The organism is Alteromonas pelagimontana, from assembly GCF_002499975.2.
Classification (GTDB): Bacteria; Pseudomonadota; Gammaproteobacteria; order Enterobacterales; family Alteromonadaceae; genus Alteromonas; species Alteromonas pelagimontana.
In genome coordinates this window covers 2,039,583-2,057,571 of the sequence record NZ_CP052766.1, presented here as the reverse complement: position 1 = coordinate 2,057,571, position 17,989 = coordinate 2,039,583, and the positions used below count along the sequence as shown (strand labels likewise).

General features: G+C 45.9%; 17 protein-coding genes. 16 read left to right on the top strand and 1 reads right to left on the bottom strand.

Annotated features, from left to right (window positions below; translation table 11 throughout):
- The first annotated feature begins 23 nt into the window (after positions 1 to 23).
- The 5 genes from CA267_RS09145 to CA267_RS09125 all read left to right on the top strand — a co-directional run bounded on the left by CA267_RS09145 (position 24) and on the right by CA267_RS09125 (position 5,288).
- Positions 24 to 1,025: a YecA family protein gene (locus CA267_RS09145; protein WP_075609920.1), complete on the top strand. Its 1,002-nt coding sequence runs from the start codon at positions 24 to 26 to the stop codon at positions 1,023 to 1,025.
- Positions 1,026 to 1,506: 481 nt separating this feature from the next.
- Positions 1,507 to 1,797 carry a helix-turn-helix domain-containing protein gene (locus CA267_RS09140; RefSeq protein WP_075607770.1) on the top strand — a complete coding sequence of 97 codons (291 nt, stop codon included), beginning with the start codon at positions 1,507 to 1,509 and terminating at the stop codon, positions 1,795 to 1,797.
- Positions 1,787 to 3,136, top strand: a complete 1,350-nt coding sequence (locus CA267_RS09135; protein ID WP_075607771.1) for a type II toxin-antitoxin system HipA family toxin — start codon at positions 1,787 to 1,789, stop codon at positions 3,134 to 3,136. The genes CA267_RS09140 and CA267_RS09135 overlap by 11 nt, the downstream gene beginning before the upstream one ends.
- An 18-nt stretch (positions 3,137 to 3,154) precedes the next feature.
- A complete protein-coding gene (locus CA267_RS09130; RefSeq protein ID WP_075607772.1) occupies positions 3,155 to 4,159 on the top strand; it encodes a YecA family protein in 1,005 nt (334 codons plus the stop codon).
- A 10-nt stretch (positions 4,160 to 4,169) separates the two neighbouring features.
- The gene (locus CA267_RS09125) at positions 4,170 to 5,288 is read left to right on the top strand and encodes a hypothetical protein (protein ID WP_075607773.1); all 1,119 of its coding nucleotides are present in this window, start codon (positions 4,170 to 4,172) and stop codon (positions 5,286 to 5,288) included.
- Positions 5,289 to 5,431: 143 nt separating this feature from the next.
- Here CA267_RS09125 and CA267_RS09120 read toward each other — a convergent pair whose 3' ends face one another.
- Positions 5,432 to 6,745, bottom strand: coding sequence for an ATP-binding protein (locus CA267_RS09120; RefSeq protein WP_075607774.1), 1,314 nt, complete (start codon positions 6,743 to 6,745; stop codon positions 5,432 to 5,434).
- Between the two features lie 318 nt (positions 6,746 to 7,063).
- Between CA267_RS09120 and CA267_RS09115 the strand changes: the two genes are divergently transcribed.
- The 11 genes from CA267_RS09115 to CA267_RS09075 all read left to right on the top strand — a co-directional run bounded on the left by CA267_RS09115 (position 7,064) and on the right by CA267_RS09075 (position 17,989).
- Positions 7,064 to 7,369, top strand: a complete 306-nt coding sequence (locus tag CA267_RS09115) for a helix-turn-helix domain-containing protein (protein ID WP_075607775.1) — start codon at positions 7,064 to 7,066, stop codon at positions 7,367 to 7,369.
- Positions 7,366 to 8,616, top strand: coding sequence for a type II toxin-antitoxin system HipA family toxin (locus tag CA267_RS09110; protein ID WP_075607776.1), 1,251 nt, complete (start codon positions 7,366 to 7,368; stop codon positions 8,614 to 8,616). The genes CA267_RS09115 and CA267_RS09110 overlap by 4 nt, the downstream gene beginning before the upstream one ends.
- A gap of 330 nt (positions 8,617 to 8,946) precedes the next feature.
- Positions 8,947 to 9,189: a helix-turn-helix transcriptional regulator gene (locus CA267_RS09105; protein ID WP_033539342.1), complete on the top strand. Its 243-nt coding sequence runs from the start codon at positions 8,947 to 8,949 to the stop codon at positions 9,187 to 9,189.
- Positions 9,176 to 10,918, top strand: coding sequence for a DUF927 domain-containing protein (locus CA267_RS09100; RefSeq protein ID WP_075607777.1), 1,743 nt, complete (start codon positions 9,176 to 9,178; stop codon positions 10,916 to 10,918). Before CA267_RS09105 ends, CA267_RS09100 begins: the two co-directional genes overlap by 14 nt.
- Before the next feature lie 272 nt (positions 10,919 to 11,190).
- Positions 11,191 to 11,394 carry a helix-turn-helix domain-containing protein gene (locus CA267_RS09095; RefSeq protein WP_033539344.1) on the top strand — a complete coding sequence of 68 codons (204 nt, stop codon included), beginning with the start codon at positions 11,191 to 11,193 and terminating at the stop codon, positions 11,392 to 11,394.
- 19 nt (positions 11,395 to 11,413) lie between these two features.
- The gene (locus CA267_RS09090; protein WP_075607778.1) at positions 11,414 to 14,542 is read left to right on the top strand and encodes a type I restriction endonuclease subunit R; all 3,129 of its coding nucleotides are present in this window, start codon (positions 11,414 to 11,416) and stop codon (positions 14,540 to 14,542) included.
- A 33-nt stretch (positions 14,543 to 14,575) separates the two neighbouring features.
- On the top strand, positions 14,576 to 14,878 hold the full coding sequence (locus CA267_RS19040) for a hypothetical protein (protein ID WP_232367624.1): 303 nt from the start codon (positions 14,576 to 14,578) through the stop codon (positions 14,876 to 14,878).
- Between the two features lie 106 nt (positions 14,879 to 14,984).
- Positions 14,985 to 16,208 (top strand): HsdM family class I SAM-dependent methyltransferase, encoded by a 1,224-nt coding sequence (locus CA267_RS09085; RefSeq protein WP_232367623.1) that lies wholly within the window; start codon positions 14,985 to 14,987, stop codon positions 16,206 to 16,208.
- Positions 16,198 to 16,908, top strand: a complete 711-nt coding sequence (locus CA267_RS19035; protein WP_232367622.1) for a restriction endonuclease subunit S — start codon at positions 16,198 to 16,200, stop codon at positions 16,906 to 16,908. Before CA267_RS09085 ends, CA267_RS19035 begins: the two co-directional genes overlap by 11 nt.
- An 11-nt stretch (positions 16,909 to 16,919) precedes the next feature.
- Positions 16,920 to 17,435, top strand: coding sequence for a restriction endonuclease subunit S (locus CA267_RS19030; protein ID WP_232367621.1), 516 nt, complete (start codon positions 16,920 to 16,922; stop codon positions 17,433 to 17,435).
- Entirely contained in the window at positions 17,432 to 17,989 is a 558-nt protein-coding gene (locus tag CA267_RS09075; protein WP_075607779.1) for a hypothetical protein, read from the top strand. The genes CA267_RS19030 and CA267_RS09075 overlap by 4 nt, the downstream gene beginning before the upstream one ends.

Here is a 17,989-nt window from a genome sequence, read left to right as displayed (position 1 = left end):
GGCTAATAAACTGAGACATGACCATGAAACCTGGACGAAATGACCCTTGCCCTTGTGGTAGCGGGAAAAAATACAAGCGCTGTTGTATAAGCACCGCAGCAAAGCAGCATGCTGAAGTGTTTGATGAAGTTGAGGCTATGATTGGCATGAACCCTGATCTGACGCTCGATGAGCTTAATACCGCGCTACAACACAGAATGCAGGAGCGTAATAACCGCCCAAATCGGGAGTTTTGTGGTTTATCACCCACGCAAATGGCCAATTGGCTTTATGCGCCTTTTCATGACCTGCAGTGGGTGACGGTGAGCACGCCAGATGATCTTTCGTCTAGTCCGGTTATGCGCTATTTAGCGCTCATTCTTGATGAAGCCATGCAAAACGAGGGAACATTTAAAGCCACCAGCAAAGGCAACTTACCGGCCAAATTAGTCAAGCAGGCAAGTGAATTATTGCCTGAGTTTGCAGTATCTCAGTTCTCAGGGAATATTAGCATCAGCGAGTTTGCAGGCAGTAATGAAGACAAGTTCAACGCCTTGCACTACACCCGTGTGCTCGCTGAAATTGCCGGAATTATTTACCGTCGTAGTGGTCAATTTCGCGTCAAAAAAGCTGCCCACAAGCAGTACCAAGCCCTCGGCATTAATGTCTTTTTCAAACCTATGCTTGAAGCCGCAGTGAGCAAATATAACTGGGGGTACTTAGACAGTTTTGAGCAAGATGTGGATGTGCGTACTTTCTGGTTGTTTATGGTGTGGCGCTTACAATGCCATTCCAGCGTGGATAGACTTACTGATGAGGTAATTACGGCTTTTCCTGATTTGTTACTGGCGTTCTCTACGGAGGATTACGTTTCACCTGAGAAAAATCTGAATACGTTAATTGAGACGCGATTTATCGGACGATTCTTACAATTTTGGGGATTTGTCACGATGGACCCAAGAATATTCTTTGCACAAGAGCGCAAGCCACGCAACGTTCAGATCCAGCCTTTATTCACGAAAACGTTTCACATTACTATCAAGTAATTACCAGGAAAAAGTGAACTTTATGTTCACCAAACCCAGGAATGGCAGCTGCTGTTCACCATTTGAATAAAACAGAATCAAAGGTACGGAACTAAAAAAACCCGCTATAAAGCGAGGTTTTTCAGTTGGTTATGAATTATTGTGAGCATTAGTGAGGTTTACTCAATATTCTGGATCTGCTCATTGAGTAGAGGCCTAGACCCTAACAAACTCAGTGAATTATCGAAAAGAAACCGCTCAAAAATGCCTGTTTGCCCACCAAACTGCCCACCACTTGCCTCTGGCTTTTACTAAATCTTAGTGGTTAGCAATGGAAAAACAGTGCCGTTTTTATGCTGCTGTTAGTACTTAAAAATAGCAGTTTTGAAAGGCTTTATCGAGTAATTTTTTCAACACTCTACGCACTGATGGATATTATAGTATCCAAGTTCTGTTTTATTTCGCTATAATGGATATAACTGTATCCACTTGGTCTTTGCGGATGAATGTTACCTTACTTGATGATACCGATGTAAGCCAAGCTTATGCGGCTTATTTACGTGAGTTACGCAAGCAGGCAAAGCTGTCGCGCGCTGCATTGGCTGAGCGAAGCTGCGTACCTGCGGCCACCATTAAGAAATTTGAGCTGACCGGGCAAATTTCATTTCGTCAATTGCTGTTGCTATGGCAGACACTTGATTCGCTAGATAGGCTTTATCAGCTCACGCAACTTAGCAAAGAACGCGCTGCTATACCCACGAGTATTGATGAGGTGCTAAAAGATGAGTTTTAAACCGATTCAGAAGCTTAATGTTACTCGTACGCTAAGCTCAGGTGAGCAGATATCTGTTGGAGTCTTGGCGCAGAATCGGCAAGGCGTTTTTTTTCAGTATACTGACGACTATTTGCAGCAGTTTGGCAATTTATCACCGTTTACCTTGCAAGCGAATACGCTAGTTCAAGCCGCACCTAAAGCGCCGCACCAAGGTGTACATGGCGTATTTGGAGATTGTTTGCCCGATGGCTGGGGCATGTTGTTACAAGATCGTATTTTCCGGCAAAAGGGCATCCTACCTAATCAATTAACGGCGATGGATAGACTGGCCTTTGTCGGTGATAAAGGCATGGGAGCGCTGTCTTTTTCTCCGGTGTCTGAGTTTTCAGCCACGACATACGCGGACATTGATTTAGCAACCTTGGGCTTAGAAGCACAAACGCTGTTCGATGCTTCAATGTCAGATTATATGGATGATAATCACGATGAGTTAGATGGGCATACGCAACAGGTGTTGGCCGCATTAGTCGCCGGTGGTAGTTCGGGTGGAGCAAGGCCCAAGGCGCAGATTTATATGCCTGCAGGGGAAACTCAGCATTGTCGAACCTTTGCTCAGCCTGGAGATGAGGCTTGGCTGATTAAGTTTACCTCGAAAAATCTCGCGCTCGGGCATGAAGAAGGGTTGTGTGAAGCGGTTTATTTGCAAATGGCCGAGCTTGCCAAGTGCCAACCACCAGTCTGGCAACTCATTGAAGCACCAACTACAAGCGGTGCGTCTGCCTGGTTGGCGCTTAAGCGTTTTGATTATGTCACGGAGCAGGCCCGTTTAAGCGGTAATCGCAGTTCAGGTCGCCTACATATGCACAGCGCTTGCGGGCTGCTGGATGCAGACTTTCGAACGCCAAGTTTAGATTATATTGACTTGATCAAAGCCAGCCGTCAGTTGTGTAAATCCCCCGCAGCTGGGCAGCTGCAATTTCGCCGTGCCGTTTTTAACCTGCTGTCGTCTAATCAAGACGACCACAGTAAAAACTGGGCGTTTTTGCAAGCGGATGACGGTCAATGGAACCCTGCACCTTTTTACGATGTTACCTACAGCCCGCATCCATTCAACGAACACGCCACTGCTTTCGGCGGTTATGGCAAAGCGCCATCGCTTAAGGTGATGCAAAAACTTGCTACTAGTGCTGGCTTTGCGAATTGGAATGATGCAAAGCAAGTTATTGAAGAAGTCGCAGAAGCCATCAGCCAATTTACGTATCTTGCCAAGCAACAAGGGATCAGTAAAACAACAATGTCCGTGATTGCTAAGACATTGGAGCAGCGTAAACAAGAAAATGCAGCGCTTTTTCTATAACAATAAGAAGGGACAGTAATGAAGCTCGGCCGAAACGATCCTTGCCATTGTGGCAGTGGTAAAAAATTTAAACGTTGTTGTATGAGCAGCGTTTCCAAGCAACATGCCCAAGTCTTCGATGATGTTGAAACCATGCTGGCAATGAACCCAAATTTGAGTCTTGATGAACTCAATGCCGCTTTGCAGCACAAAGTGCAAGAACGCAATCATCAACCTCATCCCGATTTTTGTGGCGTAACGCCAACGCAAATGGCCAATTGGCTTTATGCGCCTTTTGATGAATTAAAGTGGGTGACAATTTGCACTCCCGACTCTCTTTCTGCCAGCCCAATAATGCGTTATCTAGCCCTCATTCTTGATGAGGCCATGGCGCAAGAAGGCTCCTTCAAAGCCACGAGTAAAGGCAACTTACCGGCTAAGTTGGTTATACAGGCCAGTGAGTTATTGCCTGAGTTTGCCGTTGCTCAATTCGAACGTAGTATAAGCATCAGCGAGTTTTCGGGCAGCAACGAAGACAAATTTAATGCCTTGCACTACACCCGAGTGCTTGCCGAAATTAGCGGTATTATTTATCGGCGCAGTGGCCGCTACCATGTAAAAAAATCAGCGCAAAAGCAGTATCAAGCGCTAGGCATACAGGCCTTTTTCAAACCTATGTTAGAGGCCGCCATCAGCAAATATAACTGGGGTTATTTGGACAGTTTCGAATACGATGTCGACTTGCGCACTTTTTGGTTGTTTATGCTGTGGCGTATTCAAAGCCACAACAGTGTGGAGCAGCTTGTGAAAGAGGTGATGACAGCTTTCCCTGATCTATTGCTGGTATTCCCTACGGATGATTACTTCTCGCCAGAAAGAAACTTAAGTATGCTCATCGAATCACGATTTATTGAGCGATTTTTGCAGTTTTGGGGATTTGTAACGATTGACCCAAGACGTTATATAAACGCTGAACAAGTCGCCAGAGTGATTCAGGTACAGCCTTTGTTAAAACAAACTTTTCAATTCACAATAAATAAATAGCAAGGTCACCGTGAGCGAATATCAATACTATAAATTTGAGCGTCTGGATGGGTATTTAGATGCTAAAGCACGTCAAGCACTCAGAGCCATTTCAAGCCGTGCCGAGATCAGCGCTACGGCCTTTCAGGTGTATTACACCTACAGTGATCTAAAGGCCGAGCCTTTTGAGCTGATGTTAAAATACTTTGATATCGGTTTTTACTATGCCGATTGGGGCTCAATCGATGTATACATCAAGCTACCAGCAGGAACGCTTCCAGATGCGTTACTTGGCTTTTCAAGTGATGGACTTCATGTTCACGAAAACGATGAGTGGCAGTTGCTGATTTTTTCCCTTGAGGAGTATGATGAGTATTTTGACGATGAGCATGCTGACGACTTTTTCCAGCATTTAGCCGCTTTACGCGGCGGGTTAATGCAAGGGGATTGGCGCCTTGTGTACTTTATGTGGCTCAAAGCGTTTGATTTTAATGATGGCGTTGAGCGAGTGCCGTTAATTCAATTCGATTTTGAGCACCTCAGTGAAGAGGAGCAGGCGTTTGCTGCGCTGTATGATATTCCCTTAGCATTGGTTAAGGCGCTCGCCATGGTGCTGAGCGAACAACCCAGTCACCAAGCCAAACAAACTCAGCTTACGCTTGATGCGTGGATCCATAATCTCTCGCAAGCAGAGAAAGACACGCTATTACGCACGTTGTTTGAGCAAGGCCAGCTAACCCGTCACCAAGCCTTAGCGCTGACGCGAAAAGAACCTGTCAACACAGACGAGATCTATCAATACTGGTTAACCTCCGCCGTCATTTCTCCTTTCATTGAGCAAGCGCAAAGTCAATTACAGCAAGAGCAAGCCGCAGCACTCGCAAAAAAATTAGCTATCGAAAAAGCGGAAAAAGAAAAAGCGTTGACGGATATCTACAATCAACGTGAGCACTACTGGCAGCAATCACAAGAGCAAGCGGATCGAACTTGCGCCAGTGGTTACGATGCGGCATCACGCTATCTGCATCAGCTGTTTGAGGCCTATCAGTTCAAAGCTGATGAAGCGGCGTTTGAACAACGCTTTAAGCGCTTTGTTGTGGCGAATAATAGCCGTAAAGCACTGTTAAATCGCTTGAGTGATTTGCTTTAAACGATGAGGCGATAGGCTGGCCAAATGACGTTAGCAAAAAACCGATTGAGGGTTGGTTGAAAGGTTGTAAGCCCACCAAAGGTCTACAAATTGTTACCTATGAAGTCACTTTGTGTAGACCTCGGGGTCTAAGCAACGCGCTTTTACCATCTCTGTGGTAAATACTGCGTGAAATACAAAGGCATCACGATATTGGTTTGCTCTAATGCGGATGAGCCTTGTGTACCTGTTAACTTAAAGGTTTTACTTGGAGTACATTTTTCAACGTAGGATGCCAACGATTTTGCTCTTGTACGTTTACCACTTTTGACCTCCACAGGGACGATATCGCCTTCATCGGTCGCCAAAATAAATTCGATTTCGGCGCGGGCGTCATTCCATGAATAGCTTGGGTCAACGCCAATGGCAGTGAGCTCTTGTTGCACAAAGTTTTCAGCCACATAACCTTTGTATTCATAGTTTTGTTGCTTAATTTCTTTATAACTGCTGCCGAGCATATGATTAAGCAGGCCCACATCAAACAGAAACAGTTTCACCATATTTTCTTTTTTATAGGCCGCTAACGGAGATTTCGGCAATCCTTCAATAGGGTAGTTTGGCAAAGCTAAGCGGCAGCAGTTAAGCCAATGGATCGCGGTTTCAAAATCGCTAAAACGAGATTTACGCTCATGCACATGCTTAAATTTAAAGCGTTTAACCGACTCATCGCTGACAAGTGATAGCTGGGCTGGAATGCTATTAAATACCGATTCAATCAGTGTGGCGTCGACGTTGCCCGCGTACTTACCAAAATCGCGGCGATAACCTTCCACTAAATCGGCATGAATTTTTGTGACTTTTTCAACACGCTCTAGAATGCTTGAATCCTTATACTGATACCAAGCAGAAACGGCTTCCGGCATACCACCAGTAAAAAAGTAGTCAGTGAGTTTGTCCATCAATTTGGTGTGTACTGCCGGTGTGCTTGCTTGACTATCAAACGCTTTGATCAGCGCTTGCTCGTTGGATGCGTAAATAAATTCTTGGAAGGTCAGTGGTCGTAAATTGTATTGTTCTACCTTGCCCACAGGGAAGGTGTTGAGCAAACCAATATTCGAGCCGCTGGCAGCGACAAAATAGGACGGTGCTTTTTCAGCAAAGTACTTTAGTGAGGTAACGGCACGTTCACATTCGCCAATTTCATCTAATATCAGCAGATCGGTTTCTGGGTTGAACGCTTGGTTGGTTAACAACTCAATGTTCATTACTAGCTCGTCAGGTGACAGAGAGCCATCGAACGCTTCTTTGTAGGCAGGGTTTTCAAGGAAGTCGATACGAAGGATGTTGGCAAAGGTGTTCCCAAATAACTCTTGTAGCAGATAGGTTTTACCTGTTTGTCTTGCACCATCGATCAATAATGGCTTGCGCACCGGTTGATTTTTCCATGCTATTAGGGCGTTTAGTAAGTTGCGCTGCATTGTCATTTCCCGCCAATTAAGACTGTTAACTGCCTGTAGTATAACTCAGCCTACACTTTTATGCGCAGAAAAGTGAGGATTTTTACATTTTTATGCGCATAAAAGTGTAATTTGATGGTCTTTGGCATTCAGGGATTCACATCATCGCCTTGGCCAACGCGCAAGCTAAACCTAAAGGTGGGATATAAATCCAATTATATTGAGTAAAGTGGGAATATCGTCCGGCATTTAACTTGCTGGAGTTGCTTGGGATTCAAAGTTGGACTATATTCCTATTAACGGTTAAATAGTGGGAATATAGTCCCTTTGGTTGGTGGTATGGCTAAGCGTGACTTACACAATGTATTGTTTCCAAAGCAGCGCAAAATCCTGGCGCAGTTTGGTGAAGACTTGCTGTTGGCGATGAAACGACGTGGTTTTACCAAAAAGCTACTGTGTGAACGTACTGGTTTTGATCATAAAACCGTGAATAAAGTCTTTGCCGGTGATCCGGGCGTTGCTATAGGCACCTACTTAAAAGTGATGGCCGTCCTTGGCATGGAAAGCAACTTTGCAGAAATGGCCGCCCATGATGAAGTGGGTATTAAGCTGCAAAATATAAAATTGCTGGAAGGTTCACGATGAGCCGTGAAATCGTCGAAGTTTATGCCGACTGGAAGCCAATTGAAGCGCCTTTGCTAATAGGGCTGCTTTCTTACAGCGATTCAAGCCGAGGTGGCGTGTTTAGTTTTGCCTACGATAAAGCGTTTTTAACCTCAGCCTATCGCTTGCAAATTGATCCAATCCTGACGCTTCACACCGGTGAACTTTACAACGATGAAGCCGATAAAAACTTTCGTGCATTTCTTGATTCATCGCCTGATAGATGGGGGCGTATTTTAATGCAGCGGCGTGCAGCCATTGAAGCGCGCAAAGGCATTCGAGCAACAAGTCGATTAAACGAATTGGATTACCTGTTGGGCGTGCACGACTCTTACCGGATGGGCGGTATTCGATTTAAGCGAGCAGGCTCGAATGCTTTTTTGGACGACAATTCTGAATTTGCTGCGCCGCCAATGGCTTCTCTGCGAGAGCTAGAGCACGCAGCCATGCAGATTGAAAAAGACGATAACATCGACAGTGACGAGTATTATCGCTGGTTGAAAATGCTGATTTCTCCAGGCTCATCATTAGGTGGTGCAAGACCCAAGGCTTGTGTGGCAGATGAACAAGGCCACTTGTGGATTGCCAAGTTTCCCAACTTAAATGATACCTTTGATGTGGGGGCGTGGGAGATGGTCTGTTATGAATTGGCTTTGGCGGCAGGTGTTGACATGTTTCCAAGTGAGATTAGGCAGTTTTCCTCTGGGCATCATACCTTTTTAACAAAACGGTTTGACCGCGACGGCGATCAGCGGCTGCATTTTTCATCGGCCATGACTCAACTGCAATACTATGATGGTGAACAATCTCAAGGTGCCAGCTATTTAGAAATTGCTGAATTTATTTCCAATTCTGGTGCACAAACCGAAGCTGATTTAGCGCAGTTATGGCGACGTATCGTGTTTAATATTGCGGTGTCCAACACGGATGATCACCTGCGTAACCATGGGTTTTTATTAACAAAGAATGGCTGGAAGTTATCACCCGCTTATGATTTAAACCCGATAGTGGGTAAGCATGGTCTGCATCTGAACATTACCGATGCAGACAACGCTTTAGACTACCAGCTAACCTTTGATGTGAAAGACTTCTTCAGACTTTCGCAAACCCAAGCCACGCAAATTTACGATGAAGTATTAATGGCGGTTAAGCAATGGCAAACCGTTGCTAAGCGGCTAGGGATCAGCCGAGCGGAGCAAGCCATGAAACAATCAGCGTTTAACGTTTAATGAGTCAGTGAAACTATATTTTCATTTTTCAGCAGATAAAGAAGTTTTAGTTTCACTTTATGCTTTGCCTCATACTCCATGTGTTTTAACACTTCGCTCATCCCTTGGGCTTTTGGGGCAGTTTGGGCAAAGCCTTAGTTCACGCCACTTAGCCACGCACCAACCCTGCCCACAGAACAATTATTATTTGGGGCACTATCTACAAACTGGGGCAACTAGCTACCTGTACCCTCAGAAAGCTGCACGATCTGGGCATTTATCTGCCTACTGCGTCCGTTTAGTACTGTCAAACTCCTAACTGAACTTAACAGATCAGTGAGGAAGTAAACAATGAACCCAACCACACAATCCCCCTCAAACTCAGTACACCCAGCGCGTCAGCAGCGGATTTTGCGCTTGCCCGAGGTAAAGGCCAAAACAGGCTTTGGCCGCAGCACCATTTATGCCCTGATGGCCAACGGTGAATTTCCGCGATCCATCCGGATTGGCGCGCGTGCAGTGGGCTGGTTAGAAAGCGATATCGACCAGTGGATTGAAACCCGCCGTATTGGTGCTGCTTATGGCCGTGGATAAACCATCAGCATCAACCCCGTTACCTGCCAGTGAAATGCATAGCAACGCACCAACATTACCGGCTGGTTTTGCCTATAACGCGCAAAACTGGCTGGTGATGCAACCAGCAGGGCAAGATAGCCCTGTTAAAATCTGCTCTTGGTTGCAAGTGGCCGCCCGCACCCGCGATCCGCAAGGGGACAACTACGGCTATTTATTGCACTGGTTAGACGATGACAATCGCCATCGCTACTGGGCTATGCCCGCAGAACTATTGGCCGGAGATGGGAGCGAGTACCGCCGAATTCTACTCAGCCGAGGAATGCGGCTTAGTAACAGTGTCAAAGCGAGGCAGTTGCTCTCCCTGTTTATTCAACAAATGGGTGAACTGGCCACGCAAAAGGCCATTAGCGTGAACTGCATTGGCTGGCATCACCACGCTTATGTGCATCCGCGCCTCACCTTTTACCCTAGCGAACACAGCAACAACCCGCGCATGGTGCTGCAAACCATGCACCCGATAGAAGGCTTTATTCAACAAGGCAGTAGCGACAGTTGGCGGCAGCACGTTGGCCGTTATTGTCTGGATAACCCGCTATTAATTGTTGGTGTCTGCTCTGCACTGGCCGCACCTTTGTTGCACTTGTGCGGGGTGGATGGTTTTGGTTTACACCTCTACGGTGCCAGCAGTACCGGTAAAACCGCAGCACTGTATCCGGCGTTATCGGTGTGGGGCGAGCCTAATCAGCTGCGCCATAGTTGGCGTGCCACGGCTAACGGTTTAGAAGGAACAGCGTTAGCGCATAACGATGCCTTGTTGGCGCTCGATGAAATGGGCGAAGTTGACCCCAAAGAGGCGGGCGATGTCGCTTATATGCTTGCCAATGGTCAGGGTAAAACTCGTGCAGGCAAATACGGTGAAATGCGCTTACCCGCCCGTTGGCGCTTGGTGTTTTTATCCACTGGCGAAGTCACGCTCGAAAGCCACCTTGCCAGTATTGGCAAGCGTGTAAAAGCAGGGCAGCAAGTGCGCGTGATTGATCTCAGTGCCGATGCCGGAGCGCAAATGGGCGTGTTTAACCAGAGCCATGGCATGAACGCCGCCAATTTAGCCGATCACCTAAAACAACAAAGTCGCCAACACTACGGCTGCTTGGCCTTGGACTGGTTGCGGTATTTAACGCAGCACAGCGCGCAGGTGCGACCCGTTTTCCAAAACGTACGCCAACGTTTTTTAGCCAGCTTACCCACTGAGGCTGACGGCCAAGTGCGCCGGGTAGCCGAAAAGTTTGCTTTACTGGCCAGCGCAGGCCTGTTAGCCATTCAAGCCAAAGTACTCGATTGGCCAACCCAAAGTGTCGAAGCCGCCTGTTTAAGCCAGCTAAACCAATGGATACTCGCTCGCGGTGGTGTGGCCGCCAATGAAGACCAACAAGCCATTCGTCAGGTACGCAGTTTTATTGAACAACATGGTGAAAGCCGTTTTACGCCCAAACAAACCGGTTACAGCAGCCAAGTACGCCAACGCGCGGGTTGGCTTGATACTTCTGGCCCACAAACCCTCTACCTGTTTTATCCAACTGGCTGGCGTGAAGCCACCGAAGGCCTAAGCCCAGATCGCGCCGCCAAAGCGCTGATGGCCGCAGGCTACCTAGTCCCCGATGGCAACCGACCACAGCGAAAAGTCAGCCTGCCCGACAACACCCGCCCACGTATGTACTGCGTGAAAAGCAGTATTTTGGATGACTAACGAGGCGATTAATCTTGTGTGGGCTTGTCGCCTTGCAGTGAACCGCCAGTCAACATAGGTACTTAGCAAGGTTCAAAGTCTAACGCGGACAATACCGCCAGAGGCATTCCCGTGAACCGCTAGCACACCAACAACCAGCACCGAACGAATAACAAATGGGCTCAATTATTTGGTTTTAACTCAAATAAGTTGAGAATAATCATAATCGTGGTAGGGTAAGCAACAGTGAAAAATCCCCAAGTTTATGGTTAAGAAAACACCGTGGAGAGAGCATGATCCGCTGCCACCTAGCCCGATTAATGGGTGAGAGAAAAATGCGCATTAGCGACGTGATGCGAGAAACCGGCCTAAGCCGTACCACCGTCACGCTACTGTACAAAGAAACCGCGCTTAAGGTGGACTTGGAAGCGCTTGATAAGCTGTGTGAGTTATTTAACTGCCCGTTGAGCGATTTGCTTGAGCAGGTTCCAAATTAAAACGATTACAAGGAATGTTATGGCCTTCAATACCAAAAAATTCAATGAAGATAGCCGAGTAAAAATCCCTGCAATTCTTCATTTAATGCGTCTAGGTTATAAGTACCTGTCACTTAAAGGGCAAAGCTGGGATCTCGACACCAATATCTTCCCTGACGTATTCAAAACCGCTATCGGCAAAATTAACCCTGGTATTGAAGATGCTGAAGCCGGTCGTTTGCTAGAAGATGTCAAACTACTGCTTGATAACGAAGACTTGGGCAAAGCCTTTTTTGAGCGCCTATCTGAGCGTTCAAATACCAAGTTGATTGACTTTGAAAACTTCAATAACAACAGCTTCCATGTTGTTACCGAGCTAACGTGTCAAAACGGCGATGAAGAATTCCGCCCCGATATCACACTGCTTATCAATGGTATGCCGTTGGTGTTTATCGAAGTGAAGAAGCCCAATAACCGCGAAGGTATTTTGGCCGAGCGTGACCGCATCAACAAACGCTTTCAAAACCCTAAGTTCAAGCGTTTTGTCAACATCACCCAGTTTATGATTTTCTCCAATAACATGGAGTACGACGACGGCGATCCTGAACCCGTGCAAGGTGCTTTCTATGCCAGCAGTTCTTACCATAAGCCGGTATTTAACTATTTCCGCGAAGAAGAAATCTTAAACTTAACCGCCTTGTTGAAGCAGGTATCGGATGATGACGAGCTAAAAGTCTTAAAAGACAATAATCTGGAAGTGATCCGCAGTAACCCAGAGTTCCAGACCAACAAGCAACCCGAGCGCCCAACCAACCGCATTTCCACCTCTTTACTCAGTCGTGAGCGCTTAGCCTTTATTTTGCGTTACGCCTTGGCGTATGTGTCCGAGTCAGACGGGCTACAAAAACACATAATGCGTTACCCGCAGTTGTTTGCCACTAAAGCCATTGAGCGAAAGCTAAGCGAAGGCGTTAAAAAAGGCATCATTTGGCACACCCAAGGCAGTGGTAAAACAGCCCTAACGTTTTATAACGTGCGCTTTTTAACCGACTACTTTCAAAAGCAGCAAGTCATCCCTAAGTTTTACTTTATTGTTGACCGCCTGGATCTACTGCAACAAGCACAGCGCGAATTTACCGCCCGTGGTTTAACCGTACACACCATCAACTCACGGGATGCCTTTACTCGTGACATCAAAGCCACACAGGTGATCCACAACCATTCTGGCAAGCCAGAAATCACCGTGGTGAATATTCAAAAGTTTAAAGATGACCCAGATGTGGTCAGCACCAAAGACTACAACGTCGCGATCCAGCGTGTGTATTTTTTAGACGAAGTACACCGCAGCTATAACCCCAAAGGCAGTTTTTTGGCCAACTTGAGCCAGTCAGACAGCAACGCCATTAAAATCGGTTTAACGGGTACGCCGCTATTGGGGGATGACTACAACTCACGGGCCTTGTTTGGCGACTACATTCACAAGTACTACTACAACGCGTCCATTGCCGACGGTTACACCTTGCGCCTAATTCGTGAGGAAATCAGCACTCAATACAAAATTGAGCTGCAAAAAGCCCTTGAAGAAGCCGAAGTGAAAATGGGCGATGTGGATCGTAAGCTGATTTACGCCCACCCAAGCTTTGTTGAGCCCATGCTGACTTACATCGTAAACGACTTTGAAAAAAGCCGTGGTGTATTAAACGATACAACCATTGGTGGCATGGTCATTTGCGACAGCTCAGATCAAGCCAAGCAGATGTTTGAAATCTTCAATGGCGTTTATGCCGAAACGCCTATTCTGCCGCAAACATCCAACTCAAAAACCGAAGTGCTTGAAGTCGCTGAACCTGCGCCAACCAGTTATGCAGAGTCTGCCAAACAAGCCCAAAAGGTAAAAAATGCCGCCTTGATTCTGCACGACATTGGCACCAAAGAAGAGCGTAAAAACTGGGTTGAAGACTTTAAGGCAGGAAAAATCGATTTTTTGTTTGTGTATAACATGCTGCTCACTGGTTTTGACGCCAAACGCCTGAAAAAGCTCTACCTTGGTCGGGTGATCCGCAAGCACAATTTGCTACAAGCGCTCACGCGAGTGAACCGAACTTACAAAGATTTCCGCTACGGTTATGTGGTCGATTTTGCCGATATTCGCAAAGAGTTTGATGCCACTAACAAAGCCTATTTCGACGAATTACAGTCGGAGCTGGGCGATGAGATGGAGCACTACTCACACTTGTTTAAATCTCAGGAAGAGATCAAACAAGAAATCGAACATATCAAAGACGTACTGTTCCGTTTTGATACCGACAACATGGAAGAGTTCTGCAACCAGATCAGCCAAATACAAGACCGCGACACCGTACTGGCGCTAAAAAAAGCCTTAGCCGATGCCCGCAGCTTGTATAACTTAATCCGCTTGCAAGGCGAGTATGACTTTCTGGATGAATTGGATTTTGCCAAGCTTAATGTGCTGTATCGCGAAACCAGTAACCATCTGGATTTGCTCAACCTTAAAAACGACTTAGAAAGCGGCGAAGACACCAGTAACTTGCTCAACCGCGCTTTGGAAGACGTGATCTTCAAGTTTGTAAAAATCGGCGAAGAAGAGCTGGTGCTGGCAGACAAACTGAAAAACACCCTGCGCCAAACCCGTGAAGCACTGGCCAGTAATTTTGACCAGCAAGATCCGCAGTTTATCAGCTTAAAAGAAGAGCTAGAGCGCCTGTTTAAGAAGAAAAACTTAAGCGAAGTAACCCAAGATGAAATGGTTGCCAACATCGACGCGCTGAATAAAATTCACGACCGCGTTAAAGAGCTGAACCGCCAAAACAACCAACTTCGGCAAAAGTATCTTGGTGATGCCAAGTACACTCGTATTCATAAACGCTTACAAGAGCGCCAGCAAAGCCAAAGCGATATTAGCGAATCAGAACGCAAAATTTTCGAAGCATTGGCAGGCGTAAAGCAAGATGCCGACGAGCAAGTGCTCAACAACAGCCAAGTGCTCGATAACGAAAGTTACTTCGAACGGCAAATGATGCCGCTGGTGATTGGCCGCTTTATGAAAGAACAAAACATCAAACTCAACGCCGACGCCTCACGGTATATTAATCACCTCGTCGTCGCAGAATATTTAAAAGAATTTAATACCGGCAGCCAAGCGTGGTAATGCGGGTAAAACTGATTAGGAAGTAAACACCAAATGGTTGAATTAGAGTTTCAGCAAAAAACCAAAACCCTGATTGATAGCTTAAAGAGCATCTGTGCCAACTATGGTTTAGGTAACGACGGTAACGAGTTTAAAATCATTACCCAAACGTTTTTGTACAAGTTTTTAAACGATAAGTTCGCCTTTGAAGCCAAAAAGCTCGATGACAACATCGCCAAGGCCGAAAAATGGGAAGAAGCGCTGGCAGCCATGAGCGAAGACGACCTCGACATGCTGCAACTGCAAATGGGCGGCGACACGGTTAAAGCCGCAGCACTTTATCAGCTACCTGTTTAGCCAACAAAACGCGCCGGATTTTGCCAAACTATTTGACGATACCTTAATCGACATTGCCATTAGCAATAACGATGTATTTGCAGTAAAAACCGATGGTGGCGCAAAAGTGGTGCTGTTCGACCGCATCAGTCAATACATTGCCGACGATTCCAAACGTGATGCCTTCTGCCGCGCCATTATCAATAAACTGGTGGAGTTCAGTTTTGAACGTATTTTCACGCAAAAATTCGACTTCTACGCCACCATCTTTGAATACCTGATCAAAGACTACAACAGCAATTCTGGCGGTAAATACGCTGAGTATTTTACCCCCCATGCGGTAGCGCGCATTATGGCGGAAATCTTAGTACCCAAAGAACAGCGCGGCACAGTACGCAATGTCAGTTGTTACGACCCATCCGCAGGTTCGGGTACTTTGCTTATGAACGTGGCGCACGCCATTGGTGAAAACCGCTGTAGCATTTACACGCAGGATATTTCACAAAAGTCCTCCAACCTGCTGCGATTAAACCTGATCTTAAATAACTTGGTACACTCAATCCCGAATGTGATCCAAGGTAATACGGTTTTACACCCCTACCATAAGGACGGAAAAGAGTTAAAGCGCTTTGATTACATTGTCTCCAATCCACCCTTTAAACTGGATTTCAGCGACTTTAGGGATGAACTCGACAGCAAAGAAAACAAAGAACGCTTTTTTGCCGGTATTCCAAAGATTAAAGCCAAAGCCAAGGACAAGATGGAAATCTACCAATTGTTCTTGCAACACATCATTGCTTCACTCAAGCCTGGTGGTAAAGCAGCTGTGGTGCTGCCTACTGGCTTTATTACCGCCCAGTCGGGCATCGACAAAAAAATCCGTGAACATTTGGTGAAAAATAAAATGCTGGCGGGTGTGGTATCCATGCCCTCTAATATCTTCGCCACCACCGGCACGAACGTATCCATTCTGTTTATCGACGCCAGCAACGATGGCGATGTAGTACTGGTGGATGCCTCTAACTTAGGTGAAAAGGTTAAAGATGGCAAAAACCAAAAAACCGTATTAACACCAGAAGAAGAACAACAAATTATTGATGTGTTTAACGCCAAAGAAGCGGTAGAAGATTTTTCTGTTGCGGTGAGTTATGGCGACATTGAAGCCAAGAACTACTCATTAAGTGCTGGCCAGTACTTTGATGTCAAAATCGAATATGTGGATATCACCCCAGAACAATTTGCACAAAAGATGCAGGTCTTTACCAGTAACCTAGATAGCCTATTTAGCCAGTCTCGTGAGTTGGAAACTGAGATTAAAAAGCAGTTGGCGGGGTTGAAGTATGAAGCCTGATTATATGACGACGATTGGTAGCATAGCTGATGTTTATGACGGGCCGCATGCTACTCCGAAGAAGTTGGAACAAGGTCCATACTTCTTAAGTATCTCAAGTTTAGAGAAAGGCCGTTTAGACCTGAAGAAATCTGCTTTTTTAAGTGAGAATGATTTTAAAAAGTGGACAAAAAGAGTAACCCCTAAAGAGGGCGACCTTTTATTTTCTTATGAGACTCGTCTTGGAGAGGTCGCCCTCATGCCTCCCGGCATCAGAGCTTGTTTAGGTAGACGAATGGGATTGCTTAGGCTAAATAGAGAAAAAGTGATACCAGAGTATGCACTTTACGCATATCTATCACCTGCTTTTCAACAAACGATTAAAGCAAATACAATAACCGGTGCCACTGTAGATCGTATCGCTTTGAACGAACTTCCAAACTTTTCAATTCGCATCCCTCCTATCGAGGAGCAGAAAAAAGTAGCAAAGCTATTAAGCGAGATTGACAAAAAAATCGAACTCAATAACCGCATAAACGCCGAGCTGGAAGCGATGGCCAAAACCCTGTACGACTATTGGTTTGTACAGTTCGACTTTCCCGACGACTCACCACAAGGCCAGGGCAACCCCTACAAAACCTCCGGCGGCAAAATGGTCTACAACCCAACCCTAAACGCGAAATACCGGAGGGGTGGAGCGACAAAACGCTATCTCAAATAGCGAACATCACGATGGGTCAATCCCCAGAGGGGAGTTCGTATAATGATGAAGGCGTTGGAACCGTTTTTTATCAAGGTTCTACAGACTTTGGTTGGTTGTTCCCTACCACACGCCAGTACACGACAGCGCCTAGCCGCATGGCAAAGAAAGGCGACATATTATTAAGCGTTCGTGCACCAGTAGGTGATATGAATATTGCTAATACCGACTGCTGTATTGGTCGAGGTTTAGCAGCATTAAATAGCAAAACTGGCTCAGACGGTTTTCTGTTTTATGTGATGAAGTATTTCAAACAGATTTTTGACCGTCGAAACTCCGAAGGTACAACCTTTGGCTCTATCACAAAAAACGATTTGCATTCGCTGACACTTGCTTATCCAACTTCGGATTTGCTCAAAAAGTATGATGAGATCGTTACGAATTACAACAAAATGATATTTGAGCGAAGCCTCGAAAATAGAGAGCTAATAGCTCTCCGCGACTGGCTCCTTCCTATGCTAATGAACGGTCAGGTAACAGTAAAATGATCAATACTGCGTTTCGGGTCCTACTCACCGCCAATGCCACATCACTACTGGTGATTATCTTTTTGGTACAAAAAGGCATCACTCTGGGCGATTTTCTCGGTGGTGTAAATTATCTAGGTTGGACAGTCGCACTTCCGAACGCAGTGTCTTATTTGTTTTACTTGGCCATACCCATTTTATCCACCGGCTTGAGTATTTGGCTAAGTAAATATTTAGGTAAAGACGAGTTTAAAGCGGGTGAAGTCGCCAGTATTGAACATGCCAACAACAGTTTTCTACCCAGTTATTTGGGCTACTTTTTTGTGGCGTTGAGCATTAATAACTGCGAGACCTTGTGGTTTGTCTATGGGGTGTTGTTCGTATTCACCTTTCTTTCGCAGGCACTCTACTTTAATCCACTGTTTTTGTTGTTTGGTTATGAGTTTTACAACATCACCACCAAAAACGGCACTGCAATTTTTCTGATTAGTAAAGAGCGCTATAAAAAGCCTGATGATATTCAAATACCCTTGGCGTACCGCATTAACAATTACACCTTTATCGAGCGAGAATAG

Excerpts from the sequence above, each read along its gene's own strand:
- CA267_RS09145 (WP_075609920.1), top strand. The coding sequence starts at position 24 with ATGAAACCTGGACGAAATGACCCTTGCCCTTGTGGTAGCGGGAAAAAA.
- CA267_RS09140 (WP_075607770.1), top strand. The coding sequence starts at position 1,507 with ATGAATGTTACCTTACTTGATGATACCGATGTAAGCCAAGCTTATGCG.
- CA267_RS09135 (WP_075607771.1), top strand. The coding sequence starts at position 1,787 with ATGAGTTTTAAACCGATTCAGAAGCTTAATGTTACTCGTACGCTAAGC.
- CA267_RS09130 (WP_075607772.1), top strand. The coding sequence starts at position 3,155 with ATGAAGCTCGGCCGAAACGATCCTTGCCATTGTGGCAGTGGTAAAAAA.
- CA267_RS09120 (WP_075607774.1), bottom strand. The coding sequence starts at position 6,745 with ATGCAGCGCAACTTACTAAACGCCCTAATAGCATGGAAAAATCAACCG.
- CA267_RS09115 (WP_075607775.1), top strand. The coding sequence starts at position 7,064 with ATGGCTAAGCGTGACTTACACAATGTATTGTTTCCAAAGCAGCGCAAA.
- CA267_RS09110 (WP_075607776.1), top strand. The coding sequence starts at position 7,366 with ATGAGCCGTGAAATCGTCGAAGTTTATGCCGACTGGAAGCCAATTGAA.
- CA267_RS09105 (WP_033539342.1), top strand. The coding sequence starts at position 8,947 with ATGAACCCAACCACACAATCCCCCTCAAACTCAGTACACCCAGCGCGT.
- CA267_RS09100 (WP_075607777.1), top strand. The coding sequence starts at position 9,176 with ATGGCCGTGGATAAACCATCAGCATCAACCCCGTTACCTGCCAGTGAA.
- CA267_RS09095 (WP_033539344.1), top strand. The coding sequence starts at position 11,191 with ATGATCCGCTGCCACCTAGCCCGATTAATGGGTGAGAGAAAAATGCGC.
- CA267_RS09090 (WP_075607778.1), top strand. The coding sequence starts at position 11,414 with ATGGCCTTCAATACCAAAAAATTCAATGAAGATAGCCGAGTAAAAATC.
- CA267_RS19040 (WP_232367624.1), top strand. The coding sequence starts at position 14,576 with ATGGTTGAATTAGAGTTTCAGCAAAAAACCAAAACCCTGATTGATAGC.
- CA267_RS19035 (WP_232367622.1), top strand. The coding sequence starts at position 16,198 with ATGAAGCCTGATTATATGACGACGATTGGTAGCATAGCTGATGTTTAT.
- CA267_RS19030 (WP_232367621.1), top strand. The coding sequence starts at position 16,920 with ATGGGTCAATCCCCAGAGGGGAGTTCGTATAATGATGAAGGCGTTGGA.
- CA267_RS09075 (WP_075607779.1), top strand. The coding sequence starts at position 17,432 with ATGATCAATACTGCGTTTCGGGTCCTACTCACCGCCAATGCCACATCA.